Origin of the sequence: Rheinheimera soli (genome assembly GCF_021290985.1) — a bacterium.
Taxonomy (GTDB): domain Bacteria; phylum Pseudomonadota; class Gammaproteobacteria; order Enterobacterales; family Alteromonadaceae; genus Pararheinheimera; species Pararheinheimera soli.
Genome location: NZ_JAJOYU010000011.1, coordinates 124,855 through 142,352, shown reverse-complemented (window position 1 = coordinate 142,352; position 17,498 = coordinate 124,855). Strand labels below are relative to the sequence as shown.

18 protein-coding genes are annotated in these 17,498 nt (G+C 46.4%); 9 read left to right on the top strand and 9 right to left on the bottom strand.

Features of this window, described 5'->3' with window-relative positions; translation table 11 throughout:
- The 5 genes from LSG37_RS10015 to LSG37_RS09995 form a co-directional block, all read right to left on the bottom strand.
- Nucleotides 1-335 (bottom strand): hypothetical protein (locus LSG37_RS10015; protein WP_233079735.1); only part of this gene is annotated, 335 nt, incomplete at its 3' end.
- Nucleotides 336-1,258: 923 nt separating this feature from the next.
- Nucleotides 1,259-1,498 (bottom strand): hypothetical protein, encoded by a 240-nt coding sequence (locus LSG37_RS10010; RefSeq protein WP_233079734.1) that lies wholly within the window; start codon nt 1,496-1,498, stop codon nt 1,259-1,261.
- Between the two features lie 30 nt (nt 1,499-1,528).
- Nucleotides 1,529-3,193: a group II intron reverse transcriptase/maturase gene (ltrA, locus tag LSG37_RS10005; RefSeq protein WP_233079733.1), complete on the bottom strand. Its 1,665-nt coding sequence runs from the start codon at nt 3,191-3,193 to the stop codon at nt 1,529-1,531.
- Nucleotides 3,194-4,254: 1,061 nt separating this feature from the next.
- Nucleotides 4,255-5,892: a chaperonin GroEL gene (gene groL / locus LSG37_RS10000; protein WP_233007682.1), complete on the bottom strand. Its 1,638-nt coding sequence runs from the start codon at nt 5,890-5,892 to the stop codon at nt 4,255-4,257.
- A gap of 51 nt (nt 5,893-5,943) precedes the next feature.
- Nucleotides 5,944-6,234, bottom strand: a complete 291-nt coding sequence (locus LSG37_RS09995) for a co-chaperone GroES (RefSeq protein ID WP_053423916.1) — start codon at nt 6,232-6,234, stop codon at nt 5,944-5,946.
- Nucleotides 6,235-6,270: 36 nt separating this feature from the next.
- Here LSG37_RS09995 and cutA point away from each other — a divergent pair, with 36 nt between their 5' ends.
- From cutA to prmA, 6 genes are all read left to right on the top strand, one after another.
- Nucleotides 6,271-6,768, top strand: coding sequence for a divalent-cation tolerance protein CutA (cutA, locus tag LSG37_RS09990; RefSeq protein WP_233079732.1), 498 nt, complete (start codon nt 6,271-6,273; stop codon nt 6,766-6,768).
- Nucleotides 6,761-8,602 carry a protein-disulfide reductase DsbD gene (locus tag LSG37_RS09985; protein ID WP_233079731.1) on the top strand — a complete coding sequence of 614 codons (1,842 nt, stop codon included), beginning with the start codon at nt 6,761-6,763 and terminating at the stop codon, nt 8,600-8,602. Before cutA ends, LSG37_RS09985 begins: the two co-directional genes overlap by 8 nt.
- 254 nt (nt 8,603-8,856) lie before the next feature.
- Nucleotides 8,857-9,315 carry a type II 3-dehydroquinate dehydratase gene (gene aroQ, locus LSG37_RS09980; protein WP_008899125.1) on the top strand — a complete coding sequence of 153 codons (459 nt, stop codon included), beginning with the start codon at nt 8,857-8,859 and terminating at the stop codon, nt 9,313-9,315.
- 15 nt (nt 9,316-9,330) lie between these two features.
- Complete coding sequence (accB, locus tag LSG37_RS09975) at nt 9,331-9,786, top strand: acetyl-CoA carboxylase biotin carboxyl carrier protein (RefSeq protein WP_008899124.1); 456 nt, start codon at nt 9,331-9,333, stop codon at nt 9,784-9,786.
- Nucleotides 9,787-9,802: 16 nt separating this feature from the next.
- A complete protein-coding gene (gene accC / locus LSG37_RS09970) occupies nt 9,803-11,146 on the top strand; it encodes an acetyl-CoA carboxylase biotin carboxylase subunit (RefSeq protein WP_233079730.1) in 1,344 nt (447 codons plus the stop codon).
- Between the two features lie 155 nt (nt 11,147-11,301).
- On the top strand, nt 11,302-12,186 hold the full coding sequence (gene prmA, locus LSG37_RS09965) for a 50S ribosomal protein L11 methyltransferase (RefSeq protein WP_147902975.1): 885 nt from the start codon (nt 11,302-11,304) through the stop codon (nt 12,184-12,186).
- 176 nt (nt 12,187-12,362) lie between these two features.
- On the opposite strand, the gene LSG37_RS09960 is transcribed toward prmA, so the two are convergent.
- The 4 genes from LSG37_RS09960 to dusA form a co-directional block, all read right to left on the bottom strand.
- Nucleotides 12,363-12,572, bottom strand: coding sequence for a PspC domain-containing protein (locus tag LSG37_RS09960; protein ID WP_233079729.1), 210 nt, complete (start codon nt 12,570-12,572; stop codon nt 12,363-12,365).
- Between the two features lie 825 nt (nt 12,573-13,397).
- A complete protein-coding gene (locus tag LSG37_RS21235; protein ID WP_261373321.1) occupies nt 13,398-13,523 on the bottom strand; it encodes a hypothetical protein in 126 nt (41 codons plus the stop codon).
- Between the two features lie 2 nt (nt 13,524-13,525).
- Nucleotides 13,526-13,792 carry a hypothetical protein gene (locus LSG37_RS09955; protein ID WP_233079728.1) on the bottom strand — a complete coding sequence of 89 codons (267 nt, stop codon included), beginning with the start codon at nt 13,790-13,792 and terminating at the stop codon, nt 13,526-13,528.
- 194 nt (nt 13,793-13,986) lie between these two features.
- Nucleotides 13,987-14,988: a tRNA dihydrouridine(20/20a) synthase DusA gene (gene dusA, locus LSG37_RS09950; protein WP_233079727.1), complete on the bottom strand. Its 1,002-nt coding sequence runs from the start codon at nt 14,986-14,988 to the stop codon at nt 13,987-13,989.
- 222 nt (nt 14,989-15,210) lie between these two features.
- Between dusA and LSG37_RS09945 the strand changes: the two genes are divergently transcribed.
- From LSG37_RS09945 to LSG37_RS09935, 3 genes are all read left to right on the top strand, one after another.
- Complete coding sequence (locus LSG37_RS09945) at nt 15,211-16,251, top strand: linear amide C-N hydrolase (RefSeq protein WP_233079726.1); 1,041 nt, start codon at nt 15,211-15,213, stop codon at nt 16,249-16,251.
- Nucleotides 16,252-16,382: 131 nt separating this feature from the next.
- Nucleotides 16,383-16,832: a transcriptional repressor gene (locus tag LSG37_RS09940; RefSeq protein WP_233079725.1), complete on the top strand. Its 450-nt coding sequence runs from the start codon at nt 16,383-16,385 to the stop codon at nt 16,830-16,832.
- A gap of 178 nt (nt 16,833-17,010) precedes the next feature.
- Nucleotides 17,011-17,475, top strand: a complete 465-nt coding sequence (locus tag LSG37_RS09935) for a chemotaxis protein CheX (RefSeq protein WP_233079724.1) — start codon at nt 17,011-17,013, stop codon at nt 17,473-17,475.
- Nucleotides 17,476-17,498 lie beyond the last annotated feature (23 nt).

Sequence of the window (17,498 nt, the reverse complement as noted above, 5' to 3'; positions counted from 1 at the left end):
CTAGTCTGTTCTAAAGTAGCAACAATGACTTCTTTGAATGATTCGATCAAAGCTGATATTTTTCTGGAGCTATCAAAGCCCGGTAAATGCCCAATAATTTTAGCCAATTCGAAAGCAGTAAAAATAGATTCAATGTTGTTAAGGTCCAATTGAGCCTTTGAATGCACAACCTGAAGTTTGGAAATTGCTAAGAAAACCCTTTCAAAATGTTCTCTTTTGTCTTCAACTTTACGGGTAACCAATAGTCTTTGGGCCCGCTCTAGAAAGTCCCCCATTACAGGAGCGCCAGCATCTACAGAGGCTCCAGCTCCAAGAATAAATACAACATCACTCATATACTTTATATCCCTGTAATAAGACAAATAGTGAAACAGAAACCTAATCTAGTTCTTGTTTTCGAGCAATAAATTTATAACGATGTAATGGGCTATGCGTTATTAACTCAGCCATATACCAAACACCAGTAACTGCGTAGTGAGCGATCAAAAGTGAGCGCGGGAGGCGCGAACGGGCGAACGCAGTAGTTGGTGGTGGTTGGGCTGGTTCGGAGAGCGGTTTGCTCGTGCTCTGAAGTTGAAGAGTCAGATGAGTTCAGATGGAATATTGGGGTCAGAGCAAATTTGCTTCGCAAATCTTGATCTGACCCCTTCGTGAGCCGTCATTCCCCCTTAAAAACAACAAACCCGGCTTGCGCCGGGTTCGTTTTTTTAGGGGGATGTGCGGATGTCGGGTAGCAGCAGTGCATTACTGCACCGCCGCCCCCTAAGAACCGTACAAGCAAGTTTCCCCGCATACGGCTCAAGCCTTTATAAGCCAATACCTAAGTACCGACCAGCGACGTGAAAACCAATTGACCAACTGGAGTAAACATCCTATCTTGTTCCAGTTTCGACATTCTTAATCCCCTTGTTGGAGGAAGTGGCGGACTCGGGCCATATCCGTTTCTTAGCCAGATGATGTTTTTCTAAACAAGCTGAAAAGCTAGTTAGATAACACTTCGCCGGGTACTTTCGCGGGAAACCGTGAATTTAACCCAAACTTCAACCCCAACCTGTAAGGAGCAAAGATGAAAATCGAGCTGAAAGTCGAAATAGACCCAGTTTTAATCATCATCGTGCTGAAAATTGCCATGATGTTGCTGTAAGTCGGTGGCGGGGGCAGAGGCGCCCCTCAGCCATTCCAAAACCAAAACACCGCTATCAATAACAATTACAACAAGTTTTCCTTTTTCTATTCACTTAAGTAATGTTGATACCAGTTAGCTATTTTCCAGTGTCAGGCGAAAAAGAATATTGCTGTCAGTGACGCTAGTAGCAGTTAAACCATTCAGTTCAGCCACATATTTAGCATTTGGACCCGCCGTATAAACTTCTGAGCCATCTATTCGATAGATAAGCTTTCCGCCTTTGCGCACGAATTCATCACAGTCAACAACTCCCAATCCCCCATCAGTGAAATGCACGTGGTACCGCGAGCCTTCTTTGAAGATGTTATTCATAGAAATATCCCTATTTTGGTTAAACACATCTTAATCTAGCACACTACTATGAATTTGCCGGTGACAATTAGGGTGCAGCAAAACTAAGTTATCCAGCTCATCCGATCCGCCTTTTACCTTTTCGACGATATGGTGAATATGCCATTCCGTTTCTTTGGTAATCGGGAACCGGCATACCGCACAGCATTTCTGCTGCCGTAGCCAGAGGTAAAGCACTTTCCGCTGTCCGGCCATTGAGTCTCTCCAAGTGCGCTCTAGCCGCTTCTCAAAGTATTCCTCGTCGGCCAAATCATACGGATTGGCTTCTGCCCTAATCTTAATATGCCGCTTTATCGGCGTGTCATTGCAGTAAAAGAGCCGATACATTTGCTTATCTGCCCCTTCGCCGGAAAACACCCAGTTGCGTGTGCCCACTGACTTAAAGTATTTCTCTTTAACCCAGCGGTAACGACGGTTTTTATGCCGCCTGCGACACCACTTCCACAGCATTTTCCAGACCCGATAGTCGACATAATTAAAGGTTTCCTTCGCCACGATGTGCCGGTGATAATTAGCCCAGCCCCGCAAAACAGGGTTAAGCCACATAATCAACATGCCCGCCGTAACGGTTTTGTTGCCTGAAATCATGCCTTTTACTTTCTGCAGCAAATTACGCAGGTTCTTCCGGCTAGGCTTAATTAACAGCTTGCCGTTGTACTTACGTAGGTTCTGCCCCAAAAAGTCGAAGCCATCGTCCACATGGGTTATCAGCGTTTTCTCTGCCGATAGCGTCAGCCCCCGCTCAGCCATAAAGGCTTCAACTAAGGGTTTTACTTCGTTTTCCAATAACTCTTTCGAGATACCGGTAATCACAAAGTCATCAGCGTAACGCACATAGTTGACCTTGGTCTTGTAGCTGGCTTTAGTGTTTTTCTGCCCAAACTGCGCTTCTAACACCGCTTCCAAACCATCAAGCGCCATATTAGCCAACACCGGCGATATAATCCCCCCTTGTGGCGTTCCGGCTCCGGTTGCAAACAAACTACCGGACTCCATATAACCCGCTTTCAGCCAGCGCCTGAGCACTTGTTTATCCAATGGTATGTTGGCAAGCAACCAGTCGTGACTGATGTTGTCGAAGCAGCCCTTAATATCCCCTTCCAGTACCCACTCTGCCGAGCTTTTGCGGCTTAAATTGACAAAGCATTGCTCTATCGCATCAGCCGTGGACCTTATTGGACGAAAGCCATAACTATTACGGTCAGCCGTGGTTTCCGATACCGGTTCCAGCGCCAGTAGGTAAAGTGCCTGCATCGCGCGGTCCAGCATCGTTGGTATCCCTAAAGGGCGGCGTTTGCCGTTGGCCTTTGGAATGTAAACCCGACGTAGCGGTTTAGGCTTATAGCCTTGCCGTTGTAACCTTGTAATAGCCTGCCATTTCAGTTCAGGCGTACCCCACAACTCCCCATCAACACCAGGCGTCCTTTTGCCCCGGTTTTCCGTGACCCGCCTGACTGCCAATGCCTTGGCAGCAAACGAGCGCACCAGCATCCGTTGCAGGGCTTTCACCCTGCGCCACTTTTGCTGTTTCGTCGCCTTCGCGATCCGTACTTGTAGCCCTCTCACCTGTCGCTGCATCAGATACCAGTCAATGGTATGCCAACTTTGCGCTGGGTGGGAGAACGCAGGTATGGCCATTTTCATAACCGTACTCATCTTGCTTTTCTCCTGTTGCGTTACCCCCACGCAGAAGAAAAGACACACCTCCCCCACGGGGAAGATATTATCTTTCCCCAGTGGGAGTTGTGCTTAAGACGGCTTGCCACGTCTTCACACGATTAAAGACCAGTCTGAATTTGGCACCCTTTCGGGTCAGGGCAAAGTTTGAACCCCTATCCGCGCCATTACAGCGCAGCCTTCGCTTGGTCAGACATCCTTTACCCGCTTGTCCAACAGTTTTCCTTACGGATCCCCTGCCTTGCACAAACAAGGCGAACAATCGGGCTTACCGAGTTCCATTGTAGTTACACGAGTAACTTAGGTTCTGCTTATCCACCGGCGGCCTTAAGACGGCGTATTCCCAGATGTAAGAGGAATAACCGGCCACGTACCTTTTGGTCAGAGCGTAACAACAATCTTTCGCTCATTGCGGTTGACGGTGTTTATCAGCAGTTCACTTACGTTAACCAATATTACCCAGCCTAGCCCCCAGCTCACGTATTGTTCGTGTGCTATACCCACCCTCACGGGTTAAGGCACTGCTTGCGCAGAGGTACATTGTCAGGAAGCTCCGCACCATGCCGTTACCAGCATCGCACTATCCCTAGGCTACTATTAGCCGTATAACAGGTCTCGCTACTAAACCGCTGTATAAGCCGGAAAAGTTAAGACAATAACTACAATAGCTTACGCCGGAGCGTCGCTCAGTAGTGTCATGAACCGTTTAGTCGTGCCAGAAATGGCAGGCTTGACGGCGTAAACCTCGCATAGCGTGTTGTCGGCAGACCGAAGTCGCCGTTTTTCTTCTATGGTCATCAACTGATGACAGTGGCTTAGCCTGTTGAAGGCAGCATACTAGCGCCTATTTTGATCAAGCTGATTACGTCCAATGCAATCAGGCGAAACACTCCCTAAGGAATGCCGCTGATCGGATTGGGTGAATCCGACCAACGGATTTTCGACTACTATGTTTGCGGGTGGGGTATACACTAACCGAAGTTAGTGTATACTATCGGTGTAACCCCGCGAGGATAGCGACCTCCGCGACTCTCGTCGCATCACATCATTCCGCCCATTCCACCCATACCGCCCATATCTGGCATTGATGGAGCATCTTTCTTCGGCAGTTCTGTGACCATAGCTTCGGTGGTGATCATCAGAGAACCAACAGAAGCTGCGAACTGCAGAGCAGAACGGGTAACTTTCGTTGGATCCAGGATACCCATTTCCAGCATATCGCCGTACACACCAGTTGCAGCGTTGTAACCGTAGTTGCCTGAACCGTTTTTCACGTTGTTTACCACAACTGATGGCTCTTCACCGGCGTTATCAACGATTTGACGCAGAGGTGCTTCCATCGCACGCAGTGCGATTTTGATACCGTGGTTCTGGTCTTCGTTGATGCCACGCAGGTCAACCAGCTTGGCCGCTACACGTACTAAAGCCACACCACCGCCAGGCACTACGCCTTCTTCAACGGCAGCACGAGTTGCGTGCAGCGCGTCTTCTACGCGGTGTTTTTTCTCTTTCATTTCGATTTCAGTGGCAGCGCCTACTTTAATCACAGCAACACCACCAGCTAGCTTAGCCAGGCGCTCTTGCAGTTTTTCTTTATCGTAATCTGAAGTGGCGTCTTCCACTTGCTGACGGATTTGCTTCACGCGACCGTCAATGGCTTCCTGCTCACCAGCGCCATCAATGATAGTGGTGTTGTCTTTGGTGATCACAACACGTTTAGCAGTACCTAAATCTTCCAGCGTAGCTTTTTCCAGCTCTAAGCCGATTTCTTCAGAAATCACTACACCGCCAGTTAATACAGCGATGTCTTGCAGCATGGCTTTACGACGGTCACCGAAACCTGGAGCTTTCACCGCAGACACTTTAACGATACCGCGCATGTTGTTCACAACCAGCGTTGCTAAAGCTTCGCCTTCTAAATCTTCAGCGATGATCAGCAGAGGCTTGCCTGACTTGGCCACGCCTTCTAATACCGGCAGTAATTCACGGATGTTGCTGATTTTTTTATCAACAGTCAGGATGAACGGGTTGTCCAGTTCTACCTGGCCAGCTTCCGGGTTGTTGATGAAGTACGGAGACAGGTAACCACGGTCAAACTGCATACCTTCAACCACAGCCAGCTCGTTCGCTAAGCCCTGGCCTTCTTCAACAGTGATCACGCCTTCTTTGCCTACTTTGTCCATGGCATTGGCAATGATTTGGCCAATTTCATCGTCTGAGTTTGCAGAGATAGTACCCACCTGAGCGATCGCTTTGGTGTCGGCACATGGCTGAGATAATAATTTCAGTTCAGCAACAGCAGCGATAACAGCTTTGTCGATACCACGTTTTAAATCCATTGGATTCATACCGGCAGCAACAGCTTTTACGCCTTCGTTGATAATGTTTTGCGCTAACACAGTGGCAGTAGTAGTACCGTCACCGGCTTCGTCATTGGCTTTAGAAGCAACTTCTTTCACCATTTGTGCGCCCATGTTTTCGAACTTGTCTTCCAGCTCGATCTCTTTGGCAACAGATACACCGTCTTTGGTGATCATTGGCGAACCAAATGACTTGTCCAGAATCACGTTACGGCCTTTAGGGCCTAAAGTAACGCGCACTGCGTTTGCTAAAATGTTGACGCCTTTGAGCATCTTGTTACGGGCGTCATCGCCAAAACGTACTTCTTTTGCAGCCATTTTAAAAATTCCTCTGAATACTTTGAAATTAAATTAGAAAGTTCGGTTTAATTATTCGGTGATCACGCCAAGGATGTTGTCTTCTTTGGTGATGACATATTCCTGGCCTTCGATTTTTTCAGTGCGTTCTACGTAAGCACCAAAGATCACTTTGTCGCCGACTTTCACATCTAAAGGACGGACTGTGCCGTTTTCTAAAATGCGGCCGTTGCCTACAGCAACAACTTCACCACGAGTAGATTTTTCAGCAGAAGCGCCAGTCAGCACAATACCACCAGCGGATTTGCTTTCAGCTTCTAAACGCTTGATGATGACGCGATCGTGTAATGGACGAATATTCATGCTTTTTTATCTCCTAAAAGCGATTTGGGTTTAACATTGATTGTTAAATTGACTGTCAGCTATATGGGGCAATCTCCTTATGAACCCAAGGGCTATTTTTTAAAAAATCTCATTACTGAGATTATTTGCTCACTTTTCAGCCAAACGATTCATTTTGTGCAACAAAACCAGTACTTCGCAGGTCTTGTTTGCCGAGACAAAGAGGATTCGACCATGATGATGGAACTGATTTTATGCAATTGTCCTGATTTACAGGTGGCAGAGCGCATAACCCAGCAGTTGCTGGAGCGAAAACTGGCGGCTTGTGTTAACGTTTTGCCGGCTGTGCAGTCGCATTATGTCTGGCAGGGCAAACTTGAACAAAGCACTGAAATTCCGCTTTTGATTAAAGCCAGAAAAGAAGATTTTATCGAAATTGAACAGGCCATTTGTGCTTTACACCCGTATCAAGTGCCTGAAATTATTGCCATTGCCGCGCAACAAGTATTCGCCCCCTATTTACAGTGGGTTCAAGAGGTAACAAGTCGTGATTAAGAGTTTTTTATTTAGCCTGCTGTTAAGTCTCTCTTTTATAAGCCAGGCCCAAAGTACCAATGCGCTGGCCGCCTTGCAGCAAGGTTCACAGTTTCTGCCGGTAGAGCAGGCTTTTGTGATGGATTTCCGTCAGCAGGCCAGCTCTGGCGGACAACAAAAATTACAAGTCAGCTTTACCATAGCCGACGGTTATTACCTCTATAAAGACAAGTTTAAGTTTGTTGGCATAGATGCCGCCTTTTCTCATCCGCAGTATCCAAAAGGCATGATGATTACGGACGAATACTTTGGTGAATCCGAAGTCTATTTCCACCAGGTTGTATTGGATATTCCGTTAAGCCAGTTGGGCTCTGAAGCTATGCTCAAGGTGCGCTTCCAAGGCTGTGCAGAGGCAGGTTTATGTTATCCGGTGCAAACACTGGATATTCCTTTGATAGCACCAGCAGCTTCTGAAGGACCGGCGGAAAGCGCCAGTACTGCTGATGCTGCTGCAGCTTTGGGTATTGCCGATAATCCCGCGTCAACCGCTTCAGACACCACAAGCTCAGCTCCTGTATCAGAGCAGCTGCAACTGTTAGATAAATTACAAACCGACAGCACCCTCAAAGCTTTGTTTTTGTTTTTCCTGTTGGGTTTAGGTTTGGCTTTTACGCCTTGTGTGTTTCCTATGTACCCTATTTTAACCAGCATTATTGTAGGCCAAGGCCAGCAGTTATCTGGTAAACGCGCTTTTAGTTTGTCTATGGCTTATGTGCAGGGTATGGCGGTCAGCTACTCCTTATTGGGTTTATTGGTCGCAAGCTTAGGTTTGCAGTTCCAGACCTACTTTCAGCACCCAATAGTCCTGGTTGCCATCAGCATTTTATTTGTCGCTTTGGCTTTGGCTATGTTTGGGGTGTTTAACTTAAGCCTGCCGGAGAAATGGCAAAACAAGGTCAATAGCTTAAGCAACAAACAACAAGGTGGCAGCATTAAAGGTGCGGCTTTGATGGGTTTGTTATCAGGTTTAGTTGCCTCCCCTTGCACCACAGCACCACTGACAGCAGCACTTTTATATGTAGCTCAGTCCGGCGATTTAGCCTTGGGCGCTTTAACGCTGTATATCTTAAGCATGGGTATGGGTTTGCCTTTACTGATTTTAGGCAGCACGGGCGGTAAGTTTTTACCAAAAGCCGGTGCCTGGATGGATGTAGTCAAAGCCAGCTTTGGTTTCCTGTTATTAGCAGTACCAGTCTGGTTACTGAGCCGTTTCCTGCCTGCTTATGTGGTGGTGATTGCCGCAACTTTAGTCTTGTTGATGCTAGCCGTGTATTTACACCGCTTATCGCAACAGCTCTCCCAAGGCACCACAGGCCAAAGTATTAGCTGGATGCTGGCATTAGTGATAATGCTTGGCACTACTGGCGCGAACTTATGGTATTGGCTGCCATCGCCAGTGGTTGCAGCAGGCCAAAGTGTTCAGACACAAAACACCGAATTTAAGCTGGTAAAAACCCTTGATGAGCTGCAACAGGAAGTGAAAAAATCAGCTGACGCCGGTAAACCTGTACTGGTGGATTTATACGCCGAATGGTGTGTGGCTTGTAAAGAGTTTGAGCACATCACTTTTGCCGATGGCGAAGTGAAAAACTTAATGGCGCAGTTCACCTTAATTAAGGTGGATGTCACCAACGCCACTGAACAGGATCAACAATTGTTGGATCATTTTCAGGTTTTAGGTTTACCAACTTTGCTGTTATTTGACAAAAACGGCAGCGAATTAACGCAATCTCGCATCACTGGCTTCATGGGACCGAAAGATTTTAGTGCCCATTTAGGCCCAATAGTACAGTAAAAAATTCCGCGCTACTCACGGCAAAGTCAGACTGGCTCTGACTTTGCCTGAATTTCCCCACTTCAGTTTCAACTTCGCAAAAAAGTTCCGTTCTGCTGATAAGACCAGTATTTTGCTGCCATTTGCAACGATTTCACTATAATAAGCGGCAAATCTGCAGCAACCGCTGGTCGCTGAACAAAAAAGATGCAATTGCTTTATGCCTTTGGCAAGATAGTTAGCAATTAAACAAGATGACGGGAAATTCGCGCTATATGTCGACAAACTTACGTATTTTGCTGCTCAACGGCCCTAACTTAAATATGTTAGGCAAACGTGAGCCTCAAATTTATGGCGCCGCCACTTTACCGCAAATTGTTGATGGCTTAACTGCCCATGCCAAAGAGCTGAATGCCACTTTGACTCATCTGCAATCTAACGCCGAACATGAGCTCATCAACGCTATTCAGCAAAGTTTAGGACAACAGGACTTTATTATTATCAACCCGGGCGCATATACCCATACCAGCGTGGCGATTCGTGATGCGCTGCTGGCCGTGGCTATCCCTTTTATTGAAGTGCATTTGTCCAATGTACATGCGCGGGAAGAATTCCGTCGTCATTCGTATTTATCCGATATCGCCAAAGGTGTGATTTGTGGTTTAGGGGCCAAAGGCTACCACTACGCACTGGAATCGGCGGTGTCGTCCTTATCAACCATTCCATCAAATTAATTAGGCAACTACGTCATGGATATCAGAAAAATTAAAAAATTGATCGAACTGCTGGAAGAGTCAGGCATTAACGAGCTTGAAATAACTGAAGGCGAAGAATCCGTTCGTATCAGCCGCAATGGCCCAATGCAGCAATATGCTCCTATGCACTATGCTGCTGCGCCAATGCAACAAGCTCCAGCTGCAGCACCAGTTGCTGCCGCCGCTCCTGCTGAAGCTGCCAAGCCGGTCGTTACAGGTCACCAGATGCGTTCACCTATGGTAGGTTCGTTCTACCGCGCTGCATCTCCTACTTCTAAATCTTTTGTTGAAGTGGGCCAGAGCGTTAAAGTGGGCGACACCCTGTGTATTATCGAAGCGATGAAAATGATGAACCAGATCCAGTCTGACAAGGCCGGTGTGGTGACACAAATTCTGGTAGAAAACGGCGAGCCGGTTGAGTTTGACCAGCCATTATTTGTGATCGAATAAGTTAAAAGGCAGACTCATGCTAGAAAAAGTACTGATCGCCAACCGGGGTGAAATTGCACTGCGTATTTTACGTGCGTGTAAGGAACTCGGTATCAAAACGGTAGCTGTGCATTCCACAGTTGACCGTAATCTGAAACACGTGCTGCTGGCCGACGAGACCATTTGTATTGGTCCTGCACCGTCACCACAAAGTTACTTAAATATTCCTGCGCTGATTGCCGCAGCTGAAGTGACCAATGCCCAGGCGATTCACCCAGGTTATGGTTTCTTAGCTGAACGTGCTGACTTTGCGCAGCAAGTGGAAGAAAGTGGTCTGGTGTTTATCGGCCCACGTCCTGAGTCTATCCGTTTAATGGGTGACAAAGTTTCTGCCATTGAAGCAATGAAAAAAGCCGGCGTACCTTGTGTACCAGGTTCTGACGGCGCTGTAGGCGACGACGACGAAGTCAACAAAGCCATTGCTAAACGCATCGGTTATCCGATTATCGTTAAAGCCGCTGGTGGTGGTGGTGGTCGTGGTATGCGTGTAGTGCGCAGCGAAGAAGAGCTGGTTGAATCTATTGCAATGACCAAAAACGAAGCAGGCACTGCCTTTGGTAATGACATGGTGTACATGGAGAAATTCCTGGAAAACCCTCGTCATATCGAAATTCAGGTGCTGGCTGATGGTCAGGGTAATGCCATCCACTTAGGTGAACGTGACTGTTCTATGCAACGTCGTCACCAGAAAGTAGTGGAAGAAGCGCCAGCTCCTGGTATTACACCTGAACTGCGTAACTTTATCGGTGCCCGTTGTGTGCAGGCTTGTATCGACCTGAACTACCGTGGTGCTGGTACTTTTGAATTCCTGTTTGAAGACGGCGAGTTTTATTTCATCGAAATGAACACCCGTATTCAGGTAGAACACCCTGTGACTGAAATGATCACTGGTGTGGACTTGATTAAAGAGCAGCTGCGCATCGCTTCCGGTATGCCGCTGAGCATTAAGCAGTCTGATGTTGTGATCCGTGGTCATGCCGTGGAATGCCGTATCAATGCTGAAGATGCCAAGACCTTTATTCCGTCGCCAGGCACTATCACCCGCTTCCACCCACCAGGTGGCAACGGTGTACGTTGGGATTCGCATATTTACGCTGATTACACAGTACCGCCAAACTACGATTCCATGGTTGGTAAGCTGATCACTTACGGTGAAAACCGTGATATCGCAATAGCTCGTATGCGGAATGCATTAAGCGAACTGCTGGTCGGTGGTATTAAAACCAATATCGAACTGCACAAGCTGATTATGACAGACGAGAACTTCAATAAAGGTGGAACGAACATCCACTATCTTGAACATAAACTCGGCCTGAAATAATACCCTGCGTTCTTGAAGCCGCAGCGTTGTTGACTGCGCGCCCGAGCCAAAGCCACCTTCACGGTGGCTTTGTTATTTGCACCACCTAAGCGCTGATTTTACGCCGCCAAACTGCTACAATTCGCGCCCAATTCCAGAGAGTGAAGAGCAACACCATGCCGTGGATCCAATTACGCGTAAACAGCACTGAAAAACAAGCCGAGCAGGTCAGCGATATGCTGATGAGCTGGGGCGCGCAAGCTGTCAGTTTTGTTGACGCCAAAGACACCCCTATTTACGAACCTCTGCCGGGTGAAGTCTTGTATTGGGAAAATACGGTGGTGGTGGGTTTGTTCGACGCTGAGCACAAAATGGACAAGGTGGTGCGTCAGCTGGAAAAAGCTGCCATTTTTAAAAATGGTGTGCAGTACAAGCTGGAACAACTGGAAGACAAAGACTGGGAAAGGGAATGGATGGATAACTTCCACCCTATCCGTTTTGGTAACAGATTATGGGTCTGCCCAAGCTGGCGTGATATTCCAGACCCAACAGCTGTCAACGTCATGCTCGACCCTGGTTTAGCTTTTGGTACTGGTACTCACCCTACGACTGCGCTTTGCATGGAATGGCTGGATGCACAGGAATTGTCGCAAAGTTTAGTGGTCGATTTTGGCTGTGGCTCAGGCATTTTAGGTATTGCTGCATTAAAGCTTGGCGCTAAGCGTGTGGTGGGAATCGACATTGACCCACAAGCTATTGAATCCAGCCTCGCCAACGCCACCCGTAACGGTGTAGAGCAACAAATTGAGTTGTATTTGCCGAAGGATCAACCTGCTTCTTTACAAGCCGATGTGGTAGTGGCAAATATTCTGGCTGGCCCTCTTGCACAATTGAGCGGCATTATCAGTGCTTATGTCAAACCAGGTGGCTTACTGGCGCTGTCCGGTATTCTGGAAAGTCAGGCTCAGTCGGTGATCGATGCTTACGCTGCAGAATTTGAGTTTGACCCTGTAGCGGTCAAAGAAGAGTGGGTTCGCTTAACGGCACGGAAGAAAGTTTAAAGCCTTATATATAGCCTAAGTAGTTGGAGTTGCAGGGCGGCGACAAGTTGTGAGTCCCCATGAGCATAGTAGTTCCTATGTGATTGGGGCGAGCGACGCAGTCAACAAAGCTGCAGCTTCAAATACGACGGCTATACAGGCGACCTGCCCGGTCGCCTGTTTTTGACGCGATCATATTAATACACCCAACGTTCTGGCAGTATTAGCGCAGCGGCAATATAAGCGACTACCACAGCAACCGGAAAACACAGCGCCAGCAATACCACTACAGTGCGGACTAACCAGATTGGCTGCTCATAAAAAGCCGCAAAACCTGCACACACACCTGAAATTTTACGTTTGGCCTTATTCACAAACCAGGCACTTTTATCTTTTTCTAAGCTCATATGCTTACTCTCCAACCTTGTTATAAACCGCTCTGTCTAACAACCAGAGCAAACCAGCCAAAGCCCAGACCACGACAATGTTGATAATAATCAGTGACATGTTCCGCCTCTCCCTAAACGCTTTTGTTCAGACTTCGTCTGCAGCCCAGCTGCCAACAATACCGAACCAAGCTAATACAACCATCAGTGCTGCTATTTCCATTTTGACTCTCCTAACCTTTGTTTATGTTTTTCACTTTTTGCTGATACTCATCAGCATTTTGTTATTCAGACTTCGTCTGCAGCCCAGCTGCCAACTATGCCGAACCAAGCTAATACAACCATCAGTGCTACTATTTCCATTTTGACTCTCCTCACCTTTGTTTATGTTTTTCACTTTTTGCTGATACTCATCAGCATTTTGTTATTCAGACTTCGTCTGCAGCCCAGCTGCCTACTATGCCGAACCAAGCTAATACAACCATCAGTGCTGCTATTTCCATTTTGACTCTCCTCAAACTTAGTTAGTGGTTTAATTCATCATCAGTTCATCTGTTGATATCTATACATTGCAGCTGTTATGCCAACTCATAAATAAATTTTAAATATCTGATTTTGTTGATATTTTTAACAAATAGAACTAATTGCAGACCATATTCAGAGTTTTACTAAAAATATTAAATGGCAATTTAGACCACTTTTTAGCCATTTTAAAAAACATGATTTCAGACTAAGTGGGCAGCTCAAAAGGACAAAGCAAAGAGGTATATGAATAAGGAGAAATGGGATTTTCAGCAGTAGATAAACAGCGGTGCAAGGACTTAAAAAAACAAAACCCGGTACTACTTAAGACCGGGTTGAAGCAGGAATATCAAAGGGGGGTAATAACCAATGCCAGATCACAGACACCAGGCCAACACTAACGACGGGTAATAAAAACAGCCCCAACAACCCTAATGTTAAGCTCAGCATCCTTAGTCCGCCTTAGCTACTGTAACCACAACCTCTTTTTCAGTTTCAGTGCTGGTCACTAAATTAGTTTCCAGTTCAGCCAAAGCTTTTTGGCTTTGTTCCAGAATGACAACTTTTAACTCAGCCATTTGCTGATTTATTAATTCAGCGGCAAAAGCACTGATGGCTTGTGTATTAACAGAAGGTAAGCTCAGCTCATTGGCTTGCGCTGATGGCGTAGCAGCAAAAGCTGCGGCGGTAACAAGGACTAACGTAGCGAGTGTTTTCATGGTCGTGCTCCTTAATGAGTAGTGAAGTTCACTATGTCTATTTCAAGGTGCGTGCCATACTGAAATTAATTTTTAAACCATTGATAATTATGAACTTAAAATGAAGTTAACCTATTTATCAAAAAAACACTAAAAGGCTAAAAACAAAAAAGTGGTGAATTTCACCACTTTTTAAACATTTAATGTTCGCACTATTAAAGCTGTGGCACCTTTTTCAGCGCATCCAGCATGACTTGTGGACCACTGGTCGGCAGATGGCCTATTTCACTTAAATGCCGCCGCCATAAGCGGGCACCAGGTACGCCCTGAAACAAACCGAGCATATGCCGTGCTATATGCCAGAAGCGCGCACCCTGCGCCATTTGGCGCTCAATATAAGGCAACATCAGCTCCACCACCTGATGTGGTGTTGGTACAGCGCGTGGGTTGTTATAAATAGCAGCGTCAATTTGTGCCAGCATCAAAGGGTTACTGTAGGCTTCACGCCCCACCATCACACCATCCACATGCTGTAAATGGGTTAAACAATCGGCCAGGGTTTTAACACCACCATTGATGGAGATATCTAAATGCGGGAAATCTTTTTTCAGCTGATACACCCGTTCGTAATCCAGTGGCGGAATTTCGCGATTTTCTTTAGGGCTTAAGCCACTTAACCAGGCTTTACGGGCATGCACAATAAACTGGTTACAACCGGATTCAGCGATAGTGCCGATAAAATCCACTAAAAACTGATAGCTATCCTGATCATCAATCCCAATGCGGCTTTTTACTGTGACAGGAATATCTACTACAGAACGCATTTCATGGATACAAGCAGCCACCAGTTCAGGCTTTGACATCAGGCAAGCGCCAAACATACCGTTTTGCACTCTGTCCGACGGGCAGCCAACATTGATATTGATAGCATCGTAACCCCGTTCCTGACAAAGCTTAGCGCTGTGCGCCATATCTTTAGGATCAGAACCACCCAGCTGTACTACAACAGGATGCTCTTCTTCATTAAAAGCCAGATAATCACCCTGACCATAAATGATCGCGCCTGTCGTAACCATTTCGGTATAGAGCACCGCATGTTCAGACAATAATCGATGGAAATAACGACAATGCCTGTCAGTCCAATCCAGCATAGGTGCAATGGAGAAACGGTGATCCATAATCACAGGCTTTGAAAGGGAAGTATTTGAACTCATCATAAACGGCTGCCATCTGGTTAATCTGCTGCTTTCTATAGCTCTGAATACAGAGTGTAGAAAAATCGCGCGAGTATACACCAGACGGCCAGGCTTTTCAGTGCAAAGCTTGTAGCTATACTGATTGCACTATGTGACTAAAATAGAAATGCAACAATAGTCAGATGCTGGAGTCTGGCAAAACTGCAGATTTGTAAGCTGAAAAACTAAAACAAGGGAGCTTGTATGCGTAACTTTCTGGTGTTTATCTTTACGTTAATTTGTACCCTGAGCCTGATCTCAACAGCTGAAGCCTGTACCAGAGCTGTTTATAAAGGTCCTGAGCAACTGGTGCTTACTGCCCGTTCGATGGATTGGCGTGATGAGATCCCGGTGAATCTTTGGCTATTTCCCCGAGGTATGCAACGTCAGGGAGAAGTTGGCCCTAACTCAGTGCGCTGGACCTCGAGATATGGCAGTGTGGTCGCCAGTGCCTTTGATATTTCAAGCACTGATGGTTTGAACGAAAAAGGCCTGGTCGCTAATCTGTTGTGGTTAGTGGAGTCACGTTATGCAGAGTATGACGGCAGCAAACCTGGTTTGAGTATCGCAGCCTGGGTACAATACATGCTGGATAATTTTGCGACAGTGTCTGAAGCTGTTGCGGCCATGCAGAATGAACCTTTTGTTGTTGTCTCTGCAAATATTCCCGGAACTGACCGTTTGGCCACCTTACATTTATCTTTATCAGACGCTTCAGGCGACAATGCGGTGTTTGAGTATATCAATGGAAAGCTGGTGATCCATCACGATCCGTCTTATACCGTGATGACCAACTCCCCCATATTTGAAAAGCAGCTGGCAATCAACGAATACTGGCGTGAATTAGGAGGCACCACTATGCTGCCGGGAACGAACAGAGCAGCAGACCGTTTTGTCAGAGCCTCGTTTTACCTGCAAGCAATACCTCAGACTAGCGATCCTTTGATTGCGGTAGCTAGCCTGTTCAGTGTGATCCGTAATGCTTCAGTACCCTTTGGTATTTCATCACCCACAGAGCCTAATATTTCATCAACCCGCTGGCGCTCTGTTTCTGATCATAAGGCACTACGTTACTACTTTGAGACCGCATTAACACCGAACACCTTTTGGGTTGACCTGAAACAAGCTGATCTGCAAAAGGGGCAACCCGTACGCAAACTTGCCTTATCAGAGCATCAGACCTACGCAGGAAATGCGGTTTCGCAATTCAAGCCAGCAGAAGCTTTCCAGTTTGCAGGTTTGTAGATGGCAACTGAACCATAACAGCTGCAGTAAAACTTAACTTTTGTTTTGCATAAGGAATTACCAACACAAGGGCTGGAGCTGACAAACTTCTGTGATAAACTGCCGCCATTGCTACCGGAGTGAGCTGCGTTATGTCGATTGAATCTTTGGTCACCAGGGCCCGCCATATTTGTGACGTTAATGGTGCACGCTTTACCAGTATTCGTGAAAAAGTATTCCGTTTGTTGGCAGAAACTCATGGCGGCATAGGTGCCTATGAATTACTCGAACAATTAAAAGCCAGTGAACCCGCAGCTAAACCTGCCACTATTTACCGTGCTTTGGATTTTCTGACAGAACAGGGGTTTATTCATAAAATTGAATCAACCAACGCGTTTTTACTCTGTCATCACTTTGAACAGCATCATCCGGCACAGCTGTTAATCTGTGATCAGTGTGGTCATGTGGAGGAGTTACATTCGTCCCCATTACAGCAAGAGTTTGTCGCATTAGCCTCTGAAAAAGGCTTTTTAATTCAAAGACAAACTGTAGAAGCTCATGGAAGCTGCCAAAGCTGCCTTAAAAAAGCGGCAAATGACTGAATACGCTTGACGCCTTGATGGTTCAATGGCTATTTTAGTGAGCAGAACCGAATAAAATTGTAAATATTTTAGAAAAATTCATACCAAAACAATAAGCTAGACTTGTGTTATATCGTATAGCCACCTAACCTTGAGGTTGGCAATGCAATCAGGTCCAGACTCCGAACAGGCTAATTAAATGAATGTTGAGTATGTAAATCCGTTTCTCTCTTCGTTAGTCAATGTGTTAGGTACCATGGCCAATACGACAATTGTGCCAGGACAGCCACGATTAAAGAAAGACGAACAGGCTCGCGGTGAAGTATCAGGTTTGATTGGTATGATAGGCCCAACTACAAAAGGGTCGTTCTCAGTCACTTTTGAAGAATCTTTAGCGCTGGAAATCATGTCCAGAATGTTAGGCGAAAAACCTGACAAAATTAATGAAGACGTCACCGATATGGTTGGCGAAATCACCAACATGGTGACTGGTGGCGCAAAACGTATTCTCGGTGAAAAAGGCCACGAATTCAGTATGGCAACGCCTGTTGTCGTATCTGGTAAAGGCCACACCATCACTCATAAAACCACTGGTGCGAAAATTCTGATGCCATTTGATTCAGATTTTGGCAAAGTATTTATTGAAGTCAGCTTCGACGAATAAGCTGATCTGCACCGACAAAAAAG